Here is a 22090-nt window from a genome sequence, read left to right on the forward strand (position 1 = left end):
TGAGCGTCGGCCACAGTCAATGCTAACAGATTGCTTCACGCCTCCGTCAGCTTGTACTGCCCCAAATCGGGGTCGTGCGTCATGCGCCAGTAGTCCACGAACCGCCACGGCATCGCCGAAAACACGCGGCCACTGCTGTTGCGGTAGTAGGTGCTCATGCCCGGATGGGTCCAGATCATCGCCTCGTGCTCGGCATCGACCTTGCGGACGTACTCGTCGAGCACGCCCTGACGGACATCGATCGCGGCGATGTCTCGTTCGATCATGTCGACGAGACACGCCGAGATGTAGCGGCTCTGGCATTCCGACTGGAATATGACGCTGCCGCCATGGGCCGGTCCTGAATTGGGACCGAGCATGCAGAAGAAGTTTGGAAAGCCCGGCACGGTGAGGCCGAGGAACGCGGTCGGATTGTCGTTGGTCCAGGCCTCGCGCAGATTCGTGCCCCCGCGTCCGCTGATATTGAGGCGCGCAGCCATCTCCGTCACCTTGAAGCCGGTGGCGACGACGATGATGTCGGCCGGGCGCTGCCTGCCGTCGGCGGTGACGATGCCGCTTTCGTCAAAATGGCTGATCGCCTCGGTGACGAGCTCGACGTTGTCTCGCCTCAAAGTCTTGAACCAGTTGTTGTCGAGCAGGATGCGCTTGCCATAGGGCGGGTAGGTCGGCACGCATTTCTCGATCAGGTCGGGGCGTCCCTGCAGTTCCGACAGGATGAAGTCCGTCAGCTCCTGGCGGTGCCGGTCGTTGCCCTTGTTGACGGCGCGCTCGGGATGCGGCCAGGCCGGGTCCTTGCGGAGGAAGGGCAGGAGGCCATCGCCGTAGCGCCAGAACATGTTGAAGCGGTACCACTGCACATAGAATGGCAGATGCGCCAACAGCCAGCGCGCGCCCTCGCTGATCGGGTCGGCATAGCCCTTCACCGGGCGAGCCCATTGCGCGCTGCGCTGGTAGACCGTGACCGAGGCGGCGCGGCCGGCGATCGAAGGCACGAACTGCATCGAGGTGGCGCCGGTGCCGATCACGGCGACGTGCTTGCCCTCGACGTTGATGTCATCGGACCACAATGCTGAATGCAGGATCGTTCCCTTGAAGCTGTCCTCGCCTTCGAAGCGGGCGCGTGAGGGATCGTTGAGCTGGCCGATGGCCGAGACAAGCGCTGTCGATTCGAAGGTCTCGTCGCCATTCTTCGTTTTCAGCGTGGAGATCCAGCGCCGCCTGCCTTCGTCCCAGCGCGACGAGGTCAGCTCGGTGTTGACGCGCAGATGCTTGCGGATGCCGTATTCGTCGGCGACCTTCAGCAAATAGCCGAGCAGCTCCTCGCGCTGGCAGAAGTAGCGCGTCCAGGCATTGCGCGATCCGAAAGAATACGAATAGGAGTGGTTCGGCGTGTCGACGCCGCAGCCGGGATAGCGGTTGATCCACCAGGTGCCGCCGAGTTCTTCGTTCCTCTCGACGATGGAGTAGGGGATGCCGAGATGGCCGAGCGCCACGCCGAGCGCGATGGCACAGACGCCGGCGCCGACGATCAGCACGTGCTGGTCCGCAAGCTTCTCGTCGGAAGGGCGCGCCGCCCAGCGTGCCTCGCGCGCCACAAAGCCCATCTCTTCGCGCATCAAGGGCGCATATTCCGGCGCGACGTTCTCGCCGAGGCAGGCGCGCATCATCCTCAGCAGCAATTCCTCGCCGGGGTCGGTGATGACGGGCTTTGGCGTGCCGTCGGCGAAGAGCTTGACCACGGCGGCGCGGATCTCGTTCTGGATGTCGTGCGGCACCCCGGCCTCGGGATCGGGGATGAGGCGGATATCGCGCTTGGGCAAGTATGGCGGTTCCAGCCATTTCTCGTCGCCGGTCATGTGCACCAGCACCATCAGCAGGCAACGGATATCGCCCTCAGCGATGGCCGAGGCGAGGTCGAGCGGCTTGTGCGGAGATTCGATGTTCATGGCGTGTCCTGATCTCCGAAGGCAGTGAAGAGGCCGCGCGTCATCAGCTTGCGATAGGCGGAGATGACGTGATTGGGGACAGCGGTGACGCCGCTTTCCGAATAGGAATAGCGGCGGCTGAGATAGCCGCGCGCACCCATCAGCATGTGGACGATCGCCTCGAATTCCTCGTCGCTGTAGTCCTCGATCGCGCCTGCAAGACGAGCCCTGCGCAGGATGCGGACATAGGCGACCGAGATGTTGTCGAGATGCTTCTGGTACCCGATCGGCGCGAAGAACTCGGCCTCGTTGAGGATGCGCAGAAACTCCGGCACCTCGCGGATGAAGTCGAAGAACGCGGAGAAGCGCGCGATCTCCTGCCGTGCCGCGTCCGCCGTGCCGGTGCGAGCGCGGATGAATTCGACCATGTCGAGGCCGATCTTGGGCAGGAGCTGGTCGAGCAATTCCTGGCGGTTCTCGAAATGATTGTAGAAGGTGCCCTGCGCGACGCCGGCCTGCTCGGTGATGCGGGCGACCGAGGCCTCGGCATAGCCGTATCTGCCCACGACCTTGGTGGCGGCCTCGAAGATCTTCTGCTTGGTCCAGGCGTTGCGCTCGACGCGGTTGAGCTTTGTCACCTTGGCGTTAACTTGCGTCATTCGGACGTCTCCAACTCGGCGCGCAGCACGCGCTTGAGGATCTTTCCACTTGGATTGCGTGGCAGGCTGTCGCGGACGACGAGCTGTTTCGGCACCTTGAAGCTCGCCAGCCGCGCGCGGCAGTGCTCGATGAGGTCAGGCAGCTCGAGGTGCGCACCTTCGGCGAGCACGACGATGGCGACCGGCCGTTCGCCCCAGCGCGCATCGCGCAGGCCGATCACGGCGACCTCGCGTACCTCGGGCAGATCGTAGATGACGCGCTCGACCTCGGAGGAGGCGATGTTCTCGCCGCCGGAGATGATCATGTCCTTCTTGCGGTCGGTCAGGTACAGAAAGCCCTCGTCGTCGAGATAGCCGACGTCGCCGCTGCGGAACCAGTCGCCGAAGAAGGCCGAGGCCGTCTTCTCCGGATCCTTCCAATAGCCGCGCGTGATCTTCGGCCCGCGCAGGCAGATCTCGCCATTGACGTTCGGTGGCACGACCTTGCCGTCCTCATCGCGGATCTCGATCTCGACATGAGCAATGGCGCGGCCCGTGGAGCCGATCTTCTCGATCTCGCGGCCGGCTTCCATAAAGGTGTCGCCGCCGACGGTCTCGGTGAGGCCATAGGCGTCGATGTAGCGCGCGTTGCGGAAGTATTCGGAGAAGGCGCGGATGCGCGCTTCCGGCGTCTTCTCGCCGCCGCCGATCGCCCATGTCAGGCTGGAGACGTCGTAGCGATCGCGCGTCGGGCAGGTGAGCATCGCCGTGGTCATGACCGGCGCGAACCAGGCGGCGTTGAGCTTGTCTTCCGCGATCGCCGCGAGCGCCGTCTCCGGCTCGAAATTGCGTTCGATGCGGATGAAGCCGCCATGCCAGAGCACGGCGATGCCCGGCAGATCGAGCGCGCCGACGTGATAGAGCGGGCCGACGACGAGAAGCCGCGTCTCGGCACTGAGGCCGAGCGCAATCGTCTGGTCGGCGGACTTCCAGTAGAAATTGTCGTAAGAGAGCATCACGCCCTTGGGCCGATCGGTCGTGCCCGAGGTGTACATCAGCCGCATCAAGTCAGATGGCTGGCGCGGATGCATCGGCACGGGTGCAGCGTTGCTCGCGAGACGCACGACGCTGTGCTGCGCGGCTTCATCGAGCACGACAATCTTCGCGCCCGCGGCATTCGCCGCCAGTTCCTCATCGACGATCAGCAGGCGCGCGCCGGCATTGCCGACGATGTAGCCGACCTCATCGCGCGAGAGGCGGAAGTTGATCGGCAGGAAGACTGCGCCGAGATGACTGGTCGCAAACACCAGCTCCAGGAACGACGCGCTGTTCTTCATCAATACAGCGACGACATCGCCGGGGCCGATGCCCTGCGCGGCGAGCCAGCCGGCGGCCTTTCGGACGCGTGCATTAAGCGCCGCGTAGGAAATCTCCTCGCCGCGATATTTCAGCGCGGGTCGCTCCGGCGTGCGTCGGGCATGAAAGGCGATGAAGCTCGACAGATTGATCATTTGCGCTGGTTTAGGCCAGTTCCTGGCCTCGCTTCCTTCCCCGATGAATTCTGACTCGTAATTCATCTTTGGCTTGACGTCACCCCCCTACCTCTGAAATCCTTCGAGACACGGAGACGAGACGATCTCCGACAGGGATCAGGAAACGCCGACCCGAAAGAGGGAGGGGAAAATGACGAGGACCCGCACGCCGGGCATCAGCCGCCGTTCCACACTGGCGCTGATGGGCGCTGGTGCGATGAGTGTTGCCGCGCCCTGGGTGGCGCGTGCGCAAGCCAAGACCATCAAGATCGGAATGCCGACGATCCTGTCGGGCCGCGTCGCGCAGCTCGGCACGTCCTCGCGCAATGCGGTGATGCTCGAAGTCGAGAAGGTCAACGCCGCCGGCGGGCTCGCCGGCCGCCAGATCGAGATGGTGATCCGCGACTCCAAGGGCCAGCCGCAGGAAGCCGCCCGCGTCGCGCGTGAGCTCGTCAACACCGACGGCTGCGAGCTCATGATCGATGCCGAAGCCTCCTCCGGCGCCTTCGCGGTGCACGAGGTCGCGCGCGATCTCGGCGTCTTCTGCATTCACACCAATTCGGAGACCTCGGCTCTGACCGCCGATCCCAAGCAGCACATTCCCAACGCGTTCCGTACCGCGCGACAGGGCGTGCACGATTCCATCGTCGGCGGCGGCTATGCCGCGGCGATCGCCAAGGCGAAGGGCTTGAAGAAATGGGCGACCTGCTCGCCGGATTATGCCTATGGCCGCGACACCACGGCGGAGTTCACGCTGTACCTGAAGCGCTTCGCGCCCGAGGTCGAGATCATCAGCGAGTCCTGGCCGAAGCTGTTCCAGCCTGACTACACCGAGGTGGTGACGAAGATCCTGCAAGCCAAACCCCAGGCGCTCTATTCCTGCCTGTGGGGCGGCGATCTCACCTCCTATATCGACCAGGCCAACATCTACGCGATGTTCGGCCAGATGGAAGTGTTCGCGGTCAATATGGCTGACTACACTGCGCTCACCGTGGTGAAGAACCTGCCCAAGGGCATCCACTCCGGCAACCGTTACATCAAGACCTTCCCGACCACGCCGGAGAATGCTGCCTGGGGCGATGCCTACAAGGCAAAGTTCAATGAATATCCGACCAACTGGTCGTGGGAGAATGCCACCGCAATTATGCTGATGGCGGAAGCTGCGAAGAAGGCGAACTCGGCCGACGGCAAGAAGATCGCAGAGGTGTTGAAGGGCCTCACCATCAAGTGCCCGTTCGGTGCCGACGGCACCGTGACCATGCGCGGCGACGATCACACCCTCGTCGGCTACGCCATCGGCTGGGGCACGACGATCCCACAGGAGCCCTACGTGCCCGAAGTCAAGGCTGGGGACTGGAAGACCATCTTCGAGCTGGAAGCCGAGTGGAAGAAGAGTAAGGGCTATACCTGATCGCGCAAGCGGCGGGGACGGGCGACCGTCTCCGCCGTCGTTTCGTTTTCCGCGCCGCGTCAGGCGCGTCGCAATGAAAGTGCTCCCGTGGATCTCGATGCGCTTGCCGGCTGTCTCTCCAGTTCCGCGTGCCTGGTGACGCAAACCACCAGCGGCCTCATCATCGGCATGCTGCTGTTCCTCGTCGCCGTCGGGCTGACGCTGATCTTCGGCGTGCTCAAGGTGGTCAACTTCAGCCACGGCGCCTTCTACATGTTCGGCGCCTATTTCGCGATGACGGCCTATCAGCTCACCGGCAGTTTTGCGCTGGCGATGCTTGCAGGCGCGGCCGGCACCGCGGTTCTCGGCCTGATCTTCGAGCGTGTCTTCATGAGCCGCGTCTATGGCGCCGACGTCTTGATGCAGCTCCTCGTCTGCTACGCCTTCGTGCTGATCTTCGATGACGTCGTGCGCATCATCTGGGGGCCCGAGTTCAAGGCGATGGGCATGCCGGCGGCCTTCCAGGTGATGCCGCTGTTCATCGCCGGAGGCGTGGTCCCGCCTTACTATCTGCTGCTGATCGGTGTCGCGCTTCTCGCCGCCATCGTGCTCGGCATCGGGCTGTCGCGCAGCCGGATCGGCAAGGTGATCCGCGCAGCCGCACATAACCCCGGCATGGTCTCGGCGCTCGGCATCAACACCGGCCTGATCTATGGCGGCGTGTTTGCGCTTGGCGGCATGCTGGCGGGCCTTGCCGGGGCGCTGGCCGCGCCGGTGCGCTCGCTCACGCCCGGCATGGGTTTCTCGGTGTTGATCGAGTCCTTCATCGTCACGGTGATCGGCGGCATGGGCTCGATCCTGGGCGCGCTGATCGGGGCGTTGCTGCTCGGCCTGATCCGTTCCTTCGGCTCGCTCGGGTTTCCCCTGTTCACGGAAGGCCTGATGTATCTGTTCATGGTGATCGTGCTGGTCTCAAAGCCCACCGGCCTGTTCGGCAAGGAGGCGGCATGACCGAACTCGAGGCCGGCCGCGCGCAAGCGCTGGTGCCGGTGCGCAGCGGCGCCGTGCTGCAACGCTACCGCGACGTGCTGATCGCGCTGATCGCTTTTGCCGTGCTGGCGAGCCTGCCATTATTCACCGGCAGCAAGGCGTTGCTTGATTTCGTCATCCGTTGCTCCGCCTATGGTCTGTTTGCGACCTCGCTTAACCTCTTGGTCGGCTACACCGGCCTGACTTCGTTCGGGCACGGCATGTTCTTTGGCCTTGGTGCCTACAGCTTCGGCCTGATCATGCAGAAGCTCGGCGTGCCGATTCCGGTGGCTTTCGTCGCGACATTGGCCGTCACGGCGGTCTTCGCGGCAGTCATCGGTGCGATCTGCGTGCGGCTGAAGGAGATCTACTTCGCCTTCGTCACGCTCGCCTTCCAGATGCTGATCCACTCGACCATCCTGTCCTGGGCCTCGTTCACTGGCGGCGATCAGGGCCTGCGCGGCGGCATCCCGCGGCCCGTCTTTCTCGGCATCGATCTGTCCAATCATGTCCATCTCTATGTCACGAGCTGCGCGCTGCTCATCGTCGGCCTGCTTGCGATGCGCCAGATCGCACAATCGCCCTTCGGCTACACCTTGCGCATGATCCGCGACAACGCCACGCGCGCTAGCTTTCTAGGCATCGACGTCTGGCGTGCCAAGCTCACGGTGTTCGTGCTGGCTGCGCTGTTCGCCTCGATGGGTGGCATGGTGATGGCGCTGTTCGTGTCCGGCGCCTATCCGGAATTTGCCTATTGGACGATCTCGGGGGAGGGCATCTTCATCAACATGCTCGGCGGCGTCTCCACCTTTCTTGGTCCGATGGTCGGCACCGTGCTGTTTCTGCTGCTCAACGATACTGTCACGCGGTTCACCGAATACCACGGCATCGTGCTTGGGGTCGTCATCCTGTTTTTCGCGCTCGGTTTGCGCAAGGGCCTCCTGGATTTCGTCGCCGAATGGTTTTCGCACCGGCGCGATGCAGGCAAGGGGCGCTAACGATGCTCGAGATCCGCAACCTCGCGAAGTCGTTTGGCGGCTTGAAGGCGACCAACGACGTCTCGCTCGATTTTCCCGACGGCTCGCTCACTGCAGTGATCGGCCCGAATGGCGCAGGCAAGAGCACGTTCTTCAATCTGATCACTGGTGCCTTGAAGCCGGATTCCGGCCAGGTTCTGCTCGACGGCATCGATCTCGCCGGCCGCTCGCCGCCGGAGATCGTGCGCCACGGTATCGGCCGCGCCTTCCAGGTCGCCAGCATTTTCAAGTCGCTGACGGTGCAGGAAACCATGCTCGCGGCAGTCAGCGCCGACCAGCGCACCTCCGCGATGCTGCACAAGCGCTTTCCCCTGCCCGAGACGCGCGACCGCGCCGAGCACGTGATGGAGCTCTTGGGTTTGGCGAGCAAACGCCATCGCACGGCCGCGACCCTGTCGCACGGTGATCAGAAGCTGCTCGACATCGCCCTGGCGCTCGTGCTCGAACCGAAGGTGCTGCTGCTGGACGAGCCGACCGCCGGGATGGGACCGGAGGAGCGCTGGCGCATGATCGACAAGGTGCGCGAGCTCTGGGAGACCCAGAAGATCACGGTCGTCTTCATCGAGCACGACATGGACATCGTGTTCAAGATCGCGCCCAAGATCGTCGTGCTGTGCTACGGTCGAATCCTCGCGACCGGCACACCCGACGAGATCCGCAACAACAGCGCCGTGATTGACGCCTATCTCGGCACCGAGCATGCGGGAGCCGCCGCATGAGTACCGCCGTCATCGAAGTCGCCGATCTCGACGTCTATTACGGCACCAGCCAGATCCTGTTCGGCGTTGGTCTCTCCGTGCGGCAAGGCGAGACGATGGCGCTGCTCGGCCGCAACGGCGCCGGCAAGTCGACGACGATGAAGGCGATCATGGGGCTGGCGCCGCCGCGACGGGGCAGGGTGAGCCTGCGCGGAGCCGTGATCTCCGGTCTTAAGCCGCACACCATCGCGCGCGCGGGCCTCGGCTTCGTGCCGGAGGACCGCCAGATCTTTCCGGAGCACACGGTCGAGGACAATCTCGTCATCGGGAGGAAGAAGGGACCGGACGGCCAGGACGAATGGCCGATCAAGCGCATCTACGAGGTCTTTCCGCTCCTGGAACCGCTGCGTCATCGCATTGCCGGGCGGCTTTCGGGCGGCGAGCAGCAGATGCTGGCGATCGCACGCACGCTGATGGGCAATCCGGCGCTGCTGCTGCTGGACGAGCCGAGTGAGGGCCTCGCGCCGATCATCGTGCAGCGGATCGGCGAACTGTTGCGACAACTCCGGCAACTCGGATCGACCGTGCTGATCGCCGAGCAGAACATGCATTTCTGCCTCGGGCTGGCGAGCCATGCCACCGTCATCGACAAGGGCCAGATCGTCTACGCCGCCGGCATCGACGAACTGAAGGCCAACGAGCCGATCCGGCGCCGCTATCTGGCCCTTTAAGCCGGACGCTGGTGTCCAAATAGGCCGGAAGAAGAAAACTATTGTCCTGAGATTGTCGGACGGAAGGAGTTTTCCTTCGAGAGGACAAAAACGCCAATCGCTTCCATTGCCGTTTGGGGCCGAAACGACGACATTCCCATCAGAATTTGATGGATTGGCCAGAGCCATGGAACGTACCGGATTTGAACCCTTCGGCGAGCAATTGGTGTCCGCGACGGACACCCAGCCGCGGTCGCGTACGTCGAAGCTCTTGCTGCGTGCCGGCACCGGTCTGTTCTGGTCGCTGGTTGCGGGGATCGTGCTTGCCCGCGCCGCTTTCTTCGAACCCGGCGTCTACGACGGCTTCAGCCGCGTCGCTTCGCTCGCCAAGAGCCTGATCTTCTGAGGCGGTTATTCCGGGCTGAGGATAGAACTTCCCCCGGGGCCTGACATGTCGAAAACTTATTTCCCTCCCGGGTCGCACTGCGTATAAATCTTTCTCCTCGGGGAGAGATTTGTGTCGCAGAATCAAGCATCCAGCCCGGCCGACGCCAAGCCGGCCACAGCCGCGAGCCGCATTGCGGCGCTGATTCCCGGCATTCTCCTGTGCGTTCTGGTCGCCGGCGTCTCCGCCCTGCTGGAGCGCGCCGAACTGGGTATGTTCGAGCATCCCTATGTCGAAGCGCTCGTCATGGCGATCCTGCTCGGCATGGCGCTCCGCAGCTTCTGGAAGCCGGCGCCGCGATGGCAGGCCGGGATCGCCTTCAGCGCAAAACAACTCCTCGAGGTCGCGGTCATGCTGCTGGGAGCCTCGATCAGCTTCGCCGCGATCGCCGCCTCGGGCATCGCGCTTCTCGCCTCGATCGCGGCCGTCGTCGTGATCGCGCTATGTGTCTCCTTTGGCCTCAGCCGTCTGTTGGGTCTGTCGCCACGTCTGTCGATCCTGATCGCCTGCGGCAACTCGATTTGCGGCAATTCGGCGATTGCTGCTGTGGCGCCGATTATCGGCGCCAACAACGACGAGATCGCATCCTCGATCTCCTTCACCGCCATCCTTGGCGTGATGATGGTGCTTGGCCTGCCGCTCCTGATCCCGCTGCTGCAATTGTCGGCCACGCAATACGGCATCCTCGCGGGCCTCACCGTCTATGCGGTGCCGCAGGTGCTGGCCGCCACGGTGCCGGCCGGACTCGTCTCGACGCAGATCGGCACGCTGGTGAAATTGATGCGCGTCCTGATGCTCGGGCCCGTCGTTGTCGGCCTTTCCCTCATTGCCTCGCGCTGGCAGAGCGATGCCAAGAAGACCAATGTCGGCTTCTTTCGCCTGGTCCCGTGGTTCATCCTCGGTTTTCTCGCGCTGGCGACCCTGCGCTCCCTCGAGATCGTGCCGGCGACGGTGGTCGGCCCCGTGACGAAGATCACCGGTTTTCTCACCGTGGTGTCGATGGCCGCACTCGGCCTAGGCGTCGACGTCCGCGTGCTCGCCAATGTCGGAGGCAGGGTGACGGCAGCCGTCACGCTCTCGCTGCTGCTGCTGCTCGGCATCAGCCTCGCGCTGGTGCATTGGTTCAAGTGATTGGAACAAGACAGCCCTACGGTGGGCAAAGGCGCGAATGCGTCGTGCCCACCGTGGATCCACATTCGTGGTGAGGATGGTGGGCACGCTTCGCTTCGCCTGCCCTGCGAAATCAAGTGTGTCGGCGGCGCCTAGATCACATCCGCGAGCGAATGACCGTGCAACTCGATGTTCAGACCCTGCATGCCCATGTCGTTGATCTCGCCGCCCATTGCCTTCAGGCTCTCCTCGCGGATCAGCGACATCAGCCCGCGGCGAAGCGCCAGGAACTCCGACGACATCATCATGGATTGCTGCCGCGGCCGCTCCAGCGGGATCGGGATCTCCGCCTTGATCGAGCCGGGCCGCGCGGTCATGCAGTAGACGCGGTCGGAGAGGAAGATCGCCTCGTCGATATCGTGGGTGACGAACAGCACCGAGATCTTCAGCCGCTGCCACATGTTGGTGAGGATCTGCTGCATGATGACGCGCGTCTGCGCGTCGAGCGCGCCGAAGGGCTCATCCAGCAGCAGGACCTTCGGTCCCGTAGCGAGCGCGCGGACGATGCCGACGCGCTGCTTCATGCCGCCGGACAGCTTTTCCGGATAGTGCTTCTCGAACGCCTCGAGCCCCGCGAGCCCCAGCAGCGTGCGCGCGGCGCGTTCGCGCTGCGAGCGTGGCATGCCGCGCATCTTCAGGCCGAACTCGACGTTCTCCCGGACCGTCTTCCAGGGGAACAGCGAATATTGCTGGAACACCATGCCGCGTTCGGCGCTGGGGCCGTTGACGCGGTCGCCATCGACGGTGACGATGCCCGTTGTCGGCTTGAGGAAGCCTGCGACCGCGTTGAGCAGCGTCGATTTTCCGCAGCCGGAGGGACCGACGATCGAGACGAACTCGCCGGGCTTGACATGGATCTGCGTATCGGTGACGGCCTGAACGGGTCCCTCGATCGTCTCGTAGGCGAGGGAGAAGTTCCTGACATCGATGTGGCCCTTCGACGTGTTCGCAAGCGCTTCGCTCATGTCGACCTCCACGGCATCACCAATTGTCCCGCGCCCCTGATGAGCAGGCTCGATCCAAGACCGAGCACGCCGATTGCGATCATGCCGAGCGCGATGTCGGCATACTGGACCAGCGAATAGGCTTCCCAGGTGAAGTAGCCGATACCGTACTGACCGGAGATCATCTCGGCGGCGATCAGCGACACCCATGCGACGCCCATGCCGACGGTAAGGCCGGTGAAGATGTGCGGCAGCGAGGCCGGAAAATACACCTCGCGGAAGATCGACCGCTCGCGCGCACCGAGACATTGCGCGGCGCGGACCAGAACGGGATCGACCAGCGACATGCCGTGCAGCGTGTTGACCAGGATCGGGAAGAACGAGCCGAGGAAGGTGATGAATACGATGCTCTGCTCGTTGGTCGGCCACAGCATAATGGCCATCGGCACCCAGGCGATCGCCGGGATCGGCCGCAGCACTTCGGCGACCGGGAAGATCACCTCGTGCACCAGCTTGAACCGCCCCATGATCAGGCCGAGCGGCACGCCGACGATGGCTGCGAGTGAGAAGCCGATGAAGATGCGCCGGCAGCTCAGCAGGATATGCATCAGGAATTTGGGGTCGTGGATCGCCGTGGTGAAGCTCGCATAGACCGCGAGTGGCGAGGGCACGTTGGTGAAGCGCACGAAGAACACGACGCGATAGGTCGTGAGCAGATGCCAGACCAGGAGGAAGGCGATCAGCGAGGCGATGCCGATCGCGGTGGCGCGCAGCCGGCCCTGGTTGAGCCGGTACCAGCGCAGCGTGAGCGTACCGAAGGAGGCGGGGGTTGCGGGCGGCGTGGGGGCGGGCGCGGGGCCCGCCTCTGCAATGGCTGTTGCCGGCATGCTATCCTCGGGATGTCTGACGAGGGCGGGACTGCTCACGTCTTGCCCCCGCCGACCGCCGCCTTCACCGCGTCATCGAAACCGAGCACCTTGCCGCTGATCTTGGCCGCGTATGCCTCGGCGTCCTTCTTCAGCAGGAACGGTGCGACATCGCCATTGCCGACGGCGAAGAAGGCCTGGTCGGCGAACAGCTTGATACCCCGGGTGGTATCGAAGACGTAAGCGACGTTGATCTTCTTGCCTTTGGCCTTGTAGTCGGCGTAGGCGCCGAGCGTGCAACTGGCTGACGAGAAGGGCATGATTCCGGCATCGTCGACCCAGACCTCGCCGGCCTTACGCGGGTCGGCGATCGGCTTCTTGCAGAAGGCGTCTTCGCCGGAGACCTCGTAATTCCTGGTGCTCGCAAGCTGCGCGTCATAGTCGAGCTTCATCTCGGCATAGGCCTTGCGGATGTAGCTGTCGTCGACCCACTTCTTCGGATCGAATTCCTTCATGCGACCGAGGTTCTGCAGCACCTTGACGTCGGCGGCCGCGGCATCGATCAGCGCCGGCTTGATCGAGGGATCGGTGGTCATATTGCCGCCGGGGCCGAGGAAGATGTAGACGACTTCCTTGTTGATGCCGGTCCACTCCTGGATCTTTTCCGCGGCAAGCTTCGGGTCCTCGCGCAGCCACTGGTTGGCGGCGATCAGCGCCTTGAAGTAGGCGACGACGACCTCGGGATATTTCTCGGCGAAGTCGGTGCGGACGACGATGCCGTGGAAGGTCGGCAAATTCGTCTCGACGCCGTCAAAGATCTTTCGGGCGAAGCCGCGGAAGGGCAGCAGCTCGGCGAAGGGGACGAAGTCGGCGTGAGCGTCGATCTTCTTCTCCTGGAGATTGGTCGAGCCGACCTCCGGGCTCTGGCTGACGAGCTGGAAGAAATCGGATGCGTAGCCACGATCCTGCATCGCCTTCAGAACCATGCCGTGCGCGGCGGAGCCGAAGGGGACGCTGACGAGCTTGCCCTTGAGATCGGCGAGCTCGTAGTAGGGCGAGTCCTTGTGGACGACGAGGCCATTGCCGGAGCCGGAGAGGCTATAGGCGGCAATGCCGATTAGCCGGCTCTTGCTCTCCGGATTGCTCTCGAAGGTGAAGCCGTTCACGATCAGCGGATAATCGCCCATCATGCCGATCTGGAGCTTGTTCGCCATCATCGCATTGGTGACGGGTGGACCGGAGGTGAAATTCTGCCACTCCAGCTCGAACTTGATGTTGGCGTATTTTCCGTCCTTCGGCAGGTATTTTTCAAGGAGACGCAACTGGCGGATGACGACGCCGGCGGTCACCGTGTTGGTCGTGGTGTCCTGCGTTCCGATGCCGAGCGTGACGGTTTCCGCCGAGGCCGGTTGCGTGACGAGTAGCGCCAGCGACGTCACCGACATCGCGATCGAGAGTGTGGGAAGATGGCGGACCATTCTCATCCTCATTCGGTTGGATGTGCTGTGGTTGCCATGATTGGGTGAGGGCGTGGACAGGGCAAATCCGGAGTGGCTGTCGCAGTCGATTAGTTGCCGGGAAAAGCTGATTGCATACTCCTTGGGCAGTCCTGCACTATAAAGCCGCTTGCCTGTGCATCGGCCTTGGCCGCAAATTCGTCTAGTCAGCTGCGTGACCGCGCATCTCCTCCAGCACGTCGGTCCGGCAGATCACGATCTGCGACCGCTTGGTCAGCACGATTCCCTTCTCCTGCATGCGCTTCAGGCTGATCGTGACCCATTGCCTCGTGGCGCCAACCATGTGGGCGATGTCGGCGTGGGTGAAGGCAGCGGCGATCACAGTGCCGTCGGCGTCGTCGACGCCATAGAGCTCGACGAGGTGCAGCAACAGGTGCGCAAGCCGCTGCGTGATCGAGCGCGTTCCCAGCATCTGCGCCAGCGCCGAGTAGCACTTGCCCTTGAAGGTGAGGCCTTCAATGAGACCGATCGCGAGGTTCGGGATCTCTGCGGCAAGCGATCGCAACTCCTTTCCGGGCAGGTGCACCACGCTGCAATTGCTGGACGCGACGCCGGACCATTGATGCACAGTGCCCTCGAACACTTCCGGCCCGCCGACGAAATTGCCGATGTGCCAATAAGCGAGCGTGATCTCGCGCCCGAGCGGCGAGGTGTAGAACACGCGGATGCGACCGCTCTCGATCAGCCAGATACCGTCATGCTTGCCGCCCTGGCTGAACAGCGTCTGGCCGCGGTTGAGCACCTTGCGGCGGCCCTGCTTGAGCACCAGCTCCCGCTCGCGCGGTGAGAGCTTGTCCATCAGCGGCGGCGGCCCGCCGATCCATTGCTGGTTCTCGGTCAGCAGTAGCGAGGAGCTGCCGGCAGGCCGGACTGTCGGGGGAATGGGCCCACGAACCACATTGGCGGCCTGCAACATCATCTGCCTCCGGAACGTTCAAATCGTTCTAAAGAGGAGCAATGTCCGTGCCAGATGGGGTGGGGCCGCCTACACCGGTGTCATCGCCGGCGAAGGCGGGCGATCCAGTATTCCAGAGGCGTCAATGGGATACGGAGGTGCCGCGGTGTACTGGATTCCCCGCTTTCGCGGGGATTGACTGTGGAATTTGCGGCCGCTGTCGAACCGTCCTCAAGGCAGCGTTGACCTACTGCCCCGCCAAGCTCAGCAGATAGGGCTTCGGGTAAATCCCGCGGTTGTGCCCATCCGAAAACGAGATGTTCAGCCCGTAGCCGAGATCGCCGATCTCGGTAATGGCGATGCCGGGAAATCGGTCGGGGAAGCGACCGTCGAAGCGGGCACGGGTGCAGTGGGCGCATTTGCAGGAGAGGCGGAGTGTTTCGGCAGAAACGCTGAGCGCGTCGTCCTGTGTGGTGCGGACCAGCAGCGCGGTGAGATCAGCGCTGGCTTCATAGTCGGCGATGGTCGGTGCCACCAAGGTCATGGTCATGACGAACCTCCGACTTCTTTCTATGTCGGCGCGGGCGCGTACGAATAGCAACTAATTGCTGGCGCAGGCGTGATCGCGTGCCGTCTCTTCAGTCATCGCTCGCGAAATGTGAAACTAATCGACCAGGAATTCCACTTCCACATTGCCGGACTCGCCGCTCTCCGGAACCTTCTGCGCCATCGATCGCGAAGGAGAAAGCATGAGCGCATTTCAGAAGGAAACGGTTCTGTCGGTCAGGCACTGGACCGAGTCCCTGTTCAGCTTCACCGCAACCCGCGATCCCGGTTTTCGTTTCCAGAACGGCCAGTTCGCGATGATCGGGCTGGAGGTCGGGGGCAAGCCGTTGATGCGGGCCTACAGCATGGCCAGTGCCAACCACGAGGAGGCGCTCGAATTCTTCTCGATCAAGGTGCAGGACGGCCCGCTGACCTCGCGCCTCCAGAAGATCAGGGAAGGCGACGTCATCCTGGTCGGCCGCAAGGCGACGGGTACGCTGATCACCGGCAATCTGATTCCGGGAAAACGTCTGCTGCTGCTCTCGACCGGAACGGGCCTGGCGCCGTTCGCCAGCCTGATCAAGGACCCCGATGTCTACGAGAACTACGGGACCATCGTGCTCGCCCATGGCTGCCGCCAGGTTTCGGAACTCGCTTATGGCGAACACGTCGTCGAGGGCCTGCGCAATCACGAGTTCTTCGGCCCGCTGATCCGCGACAAGCTGGTCTACTATCCCACGGTGACGCGCGAGCCGTTCCGGAACCGCGGCCGCATCACCGATCTGATTGCCTCCAACCAACTGTTCGACGACATCGGGCAATCGGGCCTCGATATCGAGACCGACCGCATCATGCTGTGTGGCAGCCCCGCGATGCTGGAGGAACTGCACGACATGTTCTCGGCGCGCGGCTTCGTGGAGGGCAATCATAGCGAGCCCGGCCATTTCGTCATCGAAAAGGCCTTCGTCGAGCGCTGAGGCGCAAATCGCATCCCGGCGACAACTAATTGCTATCGCCCGGACGTCCCCTGAACAAATCTGACGCAAAGGCGCCGACTATCGGCGAACCAGGAGCAAGTGATGGCACTAGATCAGATCGTCGACGGACTTTCGGAGGTTTCCTGCGATGTGCTGGTGATCGGCGGCGGCACCGCCGGCCCGATGGCGGCGCTGAAGGCGAAGCTGAAGAACCCGAAGGCCAATGTCGTTCTGCTCGAGAAAGCCAACGTCAAGCGCTCCGGGGCGATCTCGATGGGCATGGACGGGCTGAACAACGCAGTCATCCCAGGTTACGCGACGCCGGAGCAGTACACTAAGGAAATCACTATCGCCAACGACGGCATCGTCGACCAGAAGGCGGTCTATAAATACGCGCAGAGCTGCTACAAAATCATCGAGGAGCTGGACAGCTTTGGCATCCGCTTCCTGAAGAACGAGAACGGCGATTACGCCGTCAAGAAGGTGCACCACATCGGCACCTACGTTCTGCCCATGCCGAACGGCGAGACCGTGAAGAAGGCGCTGTACCGCCAGCTCCGCCGCGCCCGCATCCTGATCTCCAACCGCTACATGGCGACGCGGCTGCTCAAATCTGCAGATGGCCGCATCGCCGGTGCCGTCAGCGTCAACACCCGCACGGCCGAGATGCTGGTGATCAAGGCGAAGGCCGTGATCCTTTGTATGGGCGCTGCCGGACGCCTTGGCTTGCCAACGTCGGGCTACATGTTCGGCACCTACGAGAATGCGGCCAATTCCGGCGACGGTTACGCCATGGCCTATCACGCCGGCGCCGCGCTCGCGAATCTCGAATGCTTCCAGATCAACCCGTTGATCAAGGACTATAACGGTCCGGCCTGCGCCTATGTCGCGGGTCCGTTCGGCGCATATACGGCGAACAACGAAGGCTCGCGCTTCATCGAATGCGACTATTGGTCTGGCCAGATGATGCTGGAGTTCTACAACGAGCTGCTGTCCGGCAAGGGGCCGGTGTTCCTCCAGCTCAAGCATCTTCACCCCGATACTATCTCCGAGATCGAATCCACGCTGCACAAGGTTGAGCGTCCGACGCGCGGCCTGTTCCAGCAGGGGCGGGGTGTCGACTACCGCAGCGAATCCATCGAGATGCACATCTCGGAGATCGGCTTCTGCTCCGGTCACAGCGCCTCCGGCGTGTTCGTCGACGACAATGCGCGCACAACCGTGCCTGGCCTCTACGCCGCCGGCGACATGGCGAGCGTGCCGCACAACTACATGCTGGGCGCCTTCACCAACGGCTCGGTGGCCGGTATCGACGCGATGGAGTTCGCCGACAGCCATGACTTCGCGGAGTTCGACGCCGCCGACGTCGCGATCGAGCGCGAGCGCGTGATGGCGCCGACCAAGCGCGAGGACGGTATTCCGCCGAACCAGATTGAGTACAAGACCCGGCGCCTGGTCAACGACTATCTCCAGCCGCCGAAGGTCACGCGCAAGTACGAGCTCGGCATGCGCCGCCTCGCCGAGGCGCGCGAGGACATGCAGGAGCGCATGATCGCGCGCAACGCGCACGAGCTGCTCCGCGCCCTCGAAGTGCAGTCGATCATGGACTGCGCCGACATGGCCGCGCACGCCTCGCTCTATCGCGAGGAGAGCCGCTGGGGCCTCTATCACTGGCGCACCGATTTCCCGGAGAAGGACAACGAAAACTGGTTCTGCCACACGCTGCTGTCGAAGCGCGACGGCAAGATGACCAGCGAGAAACGCGCCGTCGAGCCTTATGTGGTGCCGATCGCCGACGACGAGAAGGATCTCTACGACAAGCAGCGCATCCGCGCCTCGGCCTGACGCACCAGAACACAACAGGAGACATCAAATGCCTCTCGCATCCTATCAGACATCGGTTCCGGTGGTCGTCGATGACGCCAAATGCATCGCCGACAAGGGGTGCACCGTCTGCGTCGACGTGTGCCCGCTCGACGTCCTGCGCATCAGCGACATGACCAACAAGGCCTATATGGCCTATGACGAGTGTTGGTATTGCATGCCCTGCGAAGCAGATTGCCCGACCGGTGCCGTCACCGTCAACATTCCTTATTTGTTGAGGTGATCATGTCGAGCCCGTTCGAGTCCTATGACGACCTCGAAGACGCCGACGAGCGGCTGCAGGCGGCCGATCCCGCAGAGCGCCGCGTCGCCATCATCGCGCTCGGCCATTCCGGCGATCCCGCCGCGGTCGCGCATCTCGCCAAGATGGTCGCCGATCCCGACAGCGGCGTGCGCCAGCAGGTCGCGATGGCGCTCGGCGAGTTCGACGGGCCGGAAGCCGCGAGCGCGCTGGTGAAGCTGCTGGTCGACCCCGAGAGAATCGTCGCGGCGGCGGCGGCCGACAGCATGGCCGAGTTCAAGGATCCGGCCTGCGCCGAAATCATCCTGCCGCTGGTCAAGCACGCGCACGCCTTCGTCCGGATGGGCGCGCTGCGTGCGCTGAAGGAATTGCGCTGCAAGGACACGCTGAAGCCGGCGCTGGAAGCACTCCAGGACACTGACGCCGCCGTGCGCGTGCAGGCGATCGGCGTGATCGGCTTCCTCAAGCTGGAAGAATCGATCCCGGCGTTGACCGCGCTGATCAACGATCCCGACGCCCATGTCCGCCGCGCCGCGGTCAGCGCGTTGGCTTTCTCGCAGATGAAGCCCGCGGCGGAGACGATCACGCGCGCGCTGAAGGACTCGGACTGGATGGTTCGCGAGATGGCTGCGGAAACACTGGGTCTCAACGCCAACGGTTCGCTCGCGGCCGATCAGCTCGTCAGCTCGCTCGCCGACGAATTCTGGCAGGTGCGGCTCAAGGCCATTCGCAGCCTCGGCAAGATGAAGGTCGAGCGCGCGGTGCGCCCGATTGGCAATTGCGTCAACTATGACCAGGCGAACTTGCGCAAGGAGGCGGCCGCCGCGCTCGGCGAGATCGCCCATCCCGACGGCGAGGCGTTCCTGGCCGTGATCGCCGACGATCCCGATCCCGATGTCCGTAAGAACGCACGCTGGGCGCTTCAGCAGATCGCGGCCCGCAAGGCGCGGGCAGGGGCATAGCGGCCTCGTTGCCGCTCTGGACTTCCCCCGCCAGACGTTTATTGGTCTTCGCCAATGCGATCGGCCGTCTTCGAGCGCGGCCGGTCCTTAGAAACAGCGAGGACGCCGGCCATGACGACATTGACTGTGAAGGATCTGCTCCCCGAGGATGGCACGCGGGGAACATTGGCCGGCCGCGTCTGGCTGCCGCAGGTCAATGGTCCGGCCGTGGTCGCCGTGCGCGGCGACGGCGTGTTCGATGTCACCGCGAGATTCCCGACCATCAGCGCGCTCTGCGAAGAAGACAATCCCGCCCAGGCGCTTGCTGCGGCCGAGGGTGAACGCATCGGCGATCTCGAAGCAATTGTTGCCAACACTGCACCCGACGGGCGTGACCCGAAAAAGCCGTGGTTGCTTGCACCGGTCGATCTCCAGACATTGAAGGCTGCGGGCGTCACCTTCGCCATCTCGATGCTCGAACGCGTCATCGAGGAGCGGGCCAAGGGTAATCCGGCTTCGGCCGAGGCGATCCGCAGAGAAGTCACACGGCTGATCGGCGACGATCTGTCCAAGCTCAAGCCGGGCTCGGACCAGGCGATGCACTTGAAACAGGTGCTGATCGATCAGAACGCCTGGAGCCAGTATCTCGAGGTCGGCATCGGTCCCGACGCCGAAGTCTTCACCAAGGCGCCGACGCTGTCGTCGGTCGGCACCGGCATGGATGCCGGCCTGCATCCGAAATCGACCTGGAACAATCCGGAGCCCGAACTGGTGATGTTCGTCTCCAGCCGCGGCAAGATCGTCGGCGGGGCGCTCGGTAACGACGTCAACCTGCGCGATTTCGAGGGCCGTTCGGCGCTGCTGCTGTCGAAGGCCAAGGACAACAACGCGTCCTGCGCAATCGGTCCGCTGCTGCGCCTGTTCGACGACAGTTTTACGCTTGACGACGCGCGCAGGCTGGACATTGGACTGAATGTCACGGGCACGGACGGCTTCGTCCTCGACGGCCATTCCTCGATCAGCAAGATCAGCCGCGATCCGACCGATCTGGTCGCGCAGACCATCGGCAAGATCCATCAATACCCTGATGGCTTCGTTCTCTTTCTCGGCACCATGTTCGCACCCGTAAAGGATCGGGATGCGCCAGGGCAGGGGTTCACCCACAAGCGCGACGACATCGTCACGATCTCTGCACCCCAGCTCGGCAAGCTCGTCAACCGCATGCGCACCAGCGACGAGTGCGAGCCGTGGACGTTTGGCATCGGCGCGCTGATGAAGAACCTGGCGCAACGGAAGCTGATCTAGTTTCTGTGCCTCTCCCCGCATGCGGGTGAGGGGACCACGGCGCGGACGAGAGGTGTGGGGTGTCTTTCACCGTTTGCGTGGAGAGAGCCCCTGAGCCCACCCCTTTCAGCGCGAGCGAAGCTCGTCGCGGCCCTTAAGAACCGGGCGGGGCAGCGACCGTCGCTGTCGCAGCAGCTCCCATAATCTCTTTCATCCCCGCGTTGTATCTGCGGAACAAAATCGCTCTGCGCGTGTCATAAACGGGCCGCTTCGCCAAGCCGCGTTCTCCGCTAAATAGTCAAATAATATGACTAGTCGGAACCAAACTTCCGTGAAATAGTGCCTTCCGCCGCCTCAAAGGCCGGCCTGCGGGTGCCATGCTACCAATCGGTGCCCCCGGATAACATCTTGGGAGACACGCCTGATGACCCCTAAAGCCTTCCTTGCGGCCAGCGCCATGGCCACCTTGCTGCTCACGGCGCCCGCCAGTGCCGGCCAGCTCACCATCGGCTTCTCGCAGATCGGATCGGAATCCGGCTGGCGCGCGGCCGAGACCTCGGTCTCCAAGCAGGAAGCTGCCAAGCGGAAGGTCAATCTCAAGATCGCCGACGCGCAGCAGAAGCAAGAGAACCAGATCAAGGCGATCCGCTCCTTCATCGCGCAGAACGTCGATGCGATCTTCCTCGCGCCCGTCGTCTCGACCGGCTGGGATTCGGTGCTGAAGGAAGCCAAGGAGGCGAAGATTCCGGTCGTGCTGCTCGACCGCGACATCGATCCTTCCGGCAAGGACCTCTATCTCACCGCCGTGACATCCGACAGCGTGCATGAAGGCGCCGTTGCCGGCGACTGGCTCGCCAAGACGGTCGGGACGAAGGCCTGCAACATCGTCGAGTTGCAGGGCACGGTCGGCGCCAGCGTCGCAGCCAACCGCAAGAAGGGTTTTGACACCGCCATCGCCAAGCACGCGAACCTGAAGGTGGTGCGCAGCCAGACCGGGGACTTCACCCGCGCCAAGGGCAAGGAGGTGATGGAAAGCTTCATCAAGGCCGAAGGCGGCGGCAAGTCGATCTGCGCGGTCTATGCCCACAACGACGATATGATGGTCGGCGCGATCCAGGCCATGAAGGAAGCCGGCCTCAAGCCCGGCAAGGATATCCTCACGGTCTCGATCGACGCCGTGCCCGACATCTTCAAGGCGATGGCCGCGGGCGAGGCCAATGCCACGGTCGAGCTGACGCCGAACATGGCCGGACCCGCGCTCGATGCCATCGCGGCCTTCAAGGAGAAGGGCACCGTTCCGCCGAAATGGATCCAGACCGAGTCCAAGCTCTATACCGCCGCCGACGATCCGCAGAAGATCTACGACAGCAAGAAGGGCCTCGGTTACTGAGGTGGCGCGCCTCGCCGGGCTGCTTCTTGCG

21 protein-coding genes are annotated in these 22090 nt (G+C 63.3%); 13 read left to right on the forward strand and 8 right to left on the reverse strand.

Going from position 1 to position 22090, the window contains the following annotated elements:
* Positions 1 to 35 precede the first annotated feature (35 nt).
* From ACSHT2_RS31960 to ACSHT2_RS31970, 3 genes are read right to left on the reverse strand one after another with little or no spacing between them, the layout of a single operon-like run.
* Positions 36 to 1946, reverse strand: coding sequence for a flavin-containing monooxygenase (locus tag ACSHT2_RS31960; RefSeq protein WP_440638915.1), 1911 nt, complete (start codon positions 1944 to 1946; stop codon positions 36 to 38).
* Entirely contained in the window at positions 1943 to 2584 is a 642-nt protein-coding gene (locus ACSHT2_RS31965) for a TetR/AcrR family transcriptional regulator (RefSeq protein ID WP_440638916.1), read from the reverse strand. The genes ACSHT2_RS31960 and ACSHT2_RS31965 overlap by 4 nt, the downstream gene beginning before the upstream one ends.
* Positions 2581 to 4074, reverse strand: a complete 1494-nt coding sequence (locus tag ACSHT2_RS31970; RefSeq protein ID WP_440638918.1) for an AMP-binding protein — start codon at positions 4072 to 4074, stop codon at positions 2581 to 2583. Before ACSHT2_RS31970 ends, ACSHT2_RS31965 begins: the two co-directional genes overlap by 4 nt.
* A 172-nt stretch (positions 4075 to 4246) precedes the next feature.
* Between ACSHT2_RS31970 and ACSHT2_RS31975 the strand changes: the two genes are divergently transcribed.
* The 7 genes from ACSHT2_RS31975 to ACSHT2_RS32005 all read left to right on the forward strand — a co-directional run bounded on the left by ACSHT2_RS31975 (position 4247) and on the right by ACSHT2_RS32005 (position 10535).
* The gene (locus ACSHT2_RS31975; RefSeq protein WP_440638920.1) at positions 4247 to 5506 is read left to right on the forward strand and encodes an ABC transporter substrate-binding protein; all 1260 of its coding nucleotides are present in this window, start codon (positions 4247 to 4249) and stop codon (positions 5504 to 5506) included.
* A gap of 87 nt (positions 5507 to 5593) precedes the next feature.
* Positions 5594 to 6496: a branched-chain amino acid ABC transporter permease gene (locus ACSHT2_RS31980; protein ID WP_061883279.1), complete on the forward strand. Its 903-nt coding sequence runs from the start codon at positions 5594 to 5596 to the stop codon at positions 6494 to 6496.
* Positions 6493 to 7512, forward strand: a complete 1020-nt coding sequence (locus ACSHT2_RS31985; RefSeq protein WP_440638923.1) for a branched-chain amino acid ABC transporter permease — start codon at positions 6493 to 6495, stop codon at positions 7510 to 7512. Before ACSHT2_RS31980 ends, ACSHT2_RS31985 begins: the two co-directional genes overlap by 4 nt.
* Positions 7513 to 7514: 2 nt before the next feature.
* Positions 7515 to 8270: an ABC transporter ATP-binding protein gene (locus ACSHT2_RS31990; RefSeq protein WP_440638925.1), complete on the forward strand. Its 756-nt coding sequence runs from the start codon at positions 7515 to 7517 to the stop codon at positions 8268 to 8270.
* A complete protein-coding gene (locus ACSHT2_RS31995) occupies positions 8267 to 8980 on the forward strand; it encodes an ABC transporter ATP-binding protein (RefSeq protein ID WP_440638927.1) in 714 nt (237 codons plus the stop codon). Before ACSHT2_RS31990 ends, ACSHT2_RS31995 begins: the two co-directional genes overlap by 4 nt.
* Positions 8981 to 9146: 166 nt before the next feature.
* The gene (locus tag ACSHT2_RS32000) at positions 9147 to 9365 is read left to right on the forward strand and encodes a hypothetical protein (RefSeq protein WP_194388310.1); all 219 of its coding nucleotides are present in this window, start codon (positions 9147 to 9149) and stop codon (positions 9363 to 9365) included.
* A gap of 111 nt (positions 9366 to 9476) precedes the next feature.
* Positions 9477 to 10535, forward strand: coding sequence for a YeiH family protein (locus ACSHT2_RS32005; RefSeq protein WP_440638929.1), 1059 nt, complete (start codon positions 9477 to 9479; stop codon positions 10533 to 10535).
* Positions 10536 to 10666: 131 nt separating this feature from the next.
* Here ACSHT2_RS32005 and ACSHT2_RS32010 read toward each other — a convergent pair whose 3' ends face one another.
* The 5 genes from ACSHT2_RS32010 to ACSHT2_RS32030 form a co-directional block, all read right to left on the reverse strand.
* The gene (locus ACSHT2_RS32010; RefSeq protein ID WP_440638931.1) at positions 10667 to 11539 is read right to left on the reverse strand and encodes an ABC transporter ATP-binding protein; all 873 of its coding nucleotides are present in this window, start codon (positions 11537 to 11539) and stop codon (positions 10667 to 10669) included.
* On the reverse strand, positions 11536 to 12444 hold the full coding sequence (locus ACSHT2_RS32015; protein ID WP_319325937.1) for an ABC transporter permease: 909 nt from the start codon (positions 12442 to 12444) through the stop codon (positions 11536 to 11538). The genes ACSHT2_RS32010 and ACSHT2_RS32015 overlap by 4 nt, the downstream gene beginning before the upstream one ends.
* Positions 12441 to 13862, reverse strand: a complete 1422-nt coding sequence (locus ACSHT2_RS32020; RefSeq protein ID WP_440638933.1) for an ABC transporter substrate-binding protein — start codon at positions 13860 to 13862, stop codon at positions 12441 to 12443. Before ACSHT2_RS32020 ends, ACSHT2_RS32015 begins: the two co-directional genes overlap by 4 nt.
* 181 nt (positions 13863 to 14043) lie before the next feature.
* Positions 14044 to 14820, reverse strand: a complete 777-nt coding sequence (locus ACSHT2_RS32025; protein WP_440638934.1) for a Crp/Fnr family transcriptional regulator — start codon at positions 14818 to 14820, stop codon at positions 14044 to 14046.
* A gap of 223 nt (positions 14821 to 15043) precedes the next feature.
* Complete coding sequence (locus ACSHT2_RS32030) at positions 15044 to 15340, reverse strand: gamma-butyrobetaine hydroxylase-like domain-containing protein (protein WP_440642975.1); 297 nt, start codon at positions 15338 to 15340, stop codon at positions 15044 to 15046.
* 205 nt (positions 15341 to 15545) lie between these two features.
* Between ACSHT2_RS32030 and ACSHT2_RS32035 the strand changes: the two genes are divergently transcribed.
* From ACSHT2_RS32035 to ytfQ, 6 genes are all read left to right on the forward strand, one after another.
* Entirely contained in the window at positions 15546 to 16319 is a 774-nt protein-coding gene (locus ACSHT2_RS32035) for a ferredoxin--NADP reductase (RefSeq protein ID WP_440638935.1), read from the forward strand.
* Positions 16320 to 16421: 102 nt separating this feature from the next.
* Positions 16422 to 18164: a fumarate reductase/succinate dehydrogenase flavoprotein subunit gene (locus ACSHT2_RS32040; RefSeq protein WP_440638936.1), complete on the forward strand. Its 1743-nt coding sequence runs from the start codon at positions 16422 to 16424 to the stop codon at positions 18162 to 18164.
* A gap of 28 nt (positions 18165 to 18192) precedes the next feature.
* Complete coding sequence (locus tag ACSHT2_RS32045) at positions 18193 to 18426, forward strand: 4Fe-4S dicluster domain-containing protein (RefSeq protein WP_007593252.1); 234 nt, start codon at positions 18193 to 18195, stop codon at positions 18424 to 18426.
* A 2-nt stretch (positions 18427 to 18428) separates the two neighbouring features.
* Positions 18429 to 19406 (forward strand): HEAT repeat domain-containing protein, encoded by a 978-nt coding sequence (locus ACSHT2_RS32050; protein ID WP_440638937.1) that lies wholly within the window; start codon positions 18429 to 18431, stop codon positions 19404 to 19406.
* Between the two features lie 111 nt (positions 19407 to 19517).
* The gene (locus tag ACSHT2_RS32055) at positions 19518 to 20690 is read left to right on the forward strand and encodes a fumarylacetoacetate hydrolase family protein (protein WP_440638939.1); all 1173 of its coding nucleotides are present in this window, start codon (positions 19518 to 19520) and stop codon (positions 20688 to 20690) included.
* A gap of 403 nt (positions 20691 to 21093) precedes the next feature.
* On the forward strand, positions 21094 to 22059 hold the full coding sequence (ytfQ, locus tag ACSHT2_RS32060) for a galactofuranose ABC transporter, galactofuranose-binding protein YtfQ (protein ID WP_440638941.1): 966 nt from the start codon (positions 21094 to 21096) through the stop codon (positions 22057 to 22059).
* The last annotated feature ends 31 nt before the right edge of the window (positions 22060 to 22090 follow it).

Origin of the sequence: Bradyrhizobium sp. PUT101 (genome assembly GCF_052043945.1) — a bacterium.
Classification (GTDB): domain Bacteria; phylum Pseudomonadota; class Alphaproteobacteria; order Rhizobiales; family Xanthobacteraceae; genus Bradyrhizobium.

What these genes read in the sequence shown, in the direction of transcription:
- ACSHT2_RS32000 (WP_194388310.1), top strand. Translation starts at nt 9,147, where the DNA reads ATGGAACGTACCGGATTTGAACCCTTCGGCGAGCAATTGGTGTCCGCG.
- ACSHT2_RS31965 (WP_440638916.1), bottom strand. Translation starts at nt 2,584, where the DNA reads ATGACGCAAGTTAACGCCAAGGTGACAAAGCTCAACCGCGTCGAGCGC.
- ACSHT2_RS32020 (WP_440638933.1), bottom strand. Translation starts at nt 13,862, where the DNA reads ATGGTCCGCCATCTTCCCACACTCTCGATCGCGATGTCGGTGACGTCG.
- ACSHT2_RS32050 (WP_440638937.1), top strand. Translation starts at nt 18,429, where the DNA reads ATGTCGAGCCCGTTCGAGTCCTATGACGACCTCGAAGACGCCGACGAG.
- ACSHT2_RS31990 (WP_440638925.1), top strand. Translation starts at nt 7,515, where the DNA reads ATGCTCGAGATCCGCAACCTCGCGAAGTCGTTTGGCGGCTTGAAGGCG.
- ACSHT2_RS31960 (WP_440638915.1), bottom strand. Translation starts at nt 1,946, where the DNA reads ATGAACATCGAATCTCCGCACAAGCCGCTCGACCTCGCCTCGGCCATC.
- ACSHT2_RS32025 (WP_440638934.1), bottom strand. Translation starts at nt 14,820, where the DNA reads ATGATGTTGCAGGCCGCCAATGTGGTTCGTGGGCCCATTCCCCCGACA.
- ACSHT2_RS32035 (WP_440638935.1), top strand. Translation starts at nt 15,546, where the DNA reads ATGAGCGCATTTCAGAAGGAAACGGTTCTGTCGGTCAGGCACTGGACC.
- ytfQ (WP_440638941.1), top strand. Translation starts at nt 21,094, where the DNA reads ATGACCCCTAAAGCCTTCCTTGCGGCCAGCGCCATGGCCACCTTGCTG.
- ACSHT2_RS32040 (WP_440638936.1), top strand. Translation starts at nt 16,422, where the DNA reads ATGGCACTAGATCAGATCGTCGACGGACTTTCGGAGGTTTCCTGCGAT.
- ACSHT2_RS31975 (WP_440638920.1), top strand. Translation starts at nt 4,247, where the DNA reads ATGACGAGGACCCGCACGCCGGGCATCAGCCGCCGTTCCACACTGGCG.
- ACSHT2_RS32055 (WP_440638939.1), top strand. Translation starts at nt 19,518, where the DNA reads ATGACGACATTGACTGTGAAGGATCTGCTCCCCGAGGATGGCACGCGG.
- ACSHT2_RS31970 (WP_440638918.1), bottom strand. Translation starts at nt 4,074, where the DNA reads ATGATCAATCTGTCGAGCTTCATCGCCTTTCATGCCCGACGCACGCCG.
- ACSHT2_RS32030 (WP_440642975.1), bottom strand. Translation starts at nt 15,340, where the DNA reads ATGACCTTGGTGGCACCGACCATCGCCGACTATGAAGCCAGCGCTGAT.
- ACSHT2_RS32010 (WP_440638931.1), bottom strand. Translation starts at nt 11,539, where the DNA reads ATGAGCGAAGCGCTTGCGAACACGTCGAAGGGCCACATCGATGTCAGG.
- ACSHT2_RS31985 (WP_440638923.1), top strand. Translation starts at nt 6,493, where the DNA reads ATGACCGAACTCGAGGCCGGCCGCGCGCAAGCGCTGGTGCCGGTGCGC.
- ACSHT2_RS31995 (WP_440638927.1), top strand. Translation starts at nt 8,267, where the DNA reads ATGAGTACCGCCGTCATCGAAGTCGCCGATCTCGACGTCTATTACGGC.
- ACSHT2_RS32045 (WP_007593252.1), top strand. Translation starts at nt 18,193, where the DNA reads ATGCCTCTCGCATCCTATCAGACATCGGTTCCGGTGGTCGTCGATGAC.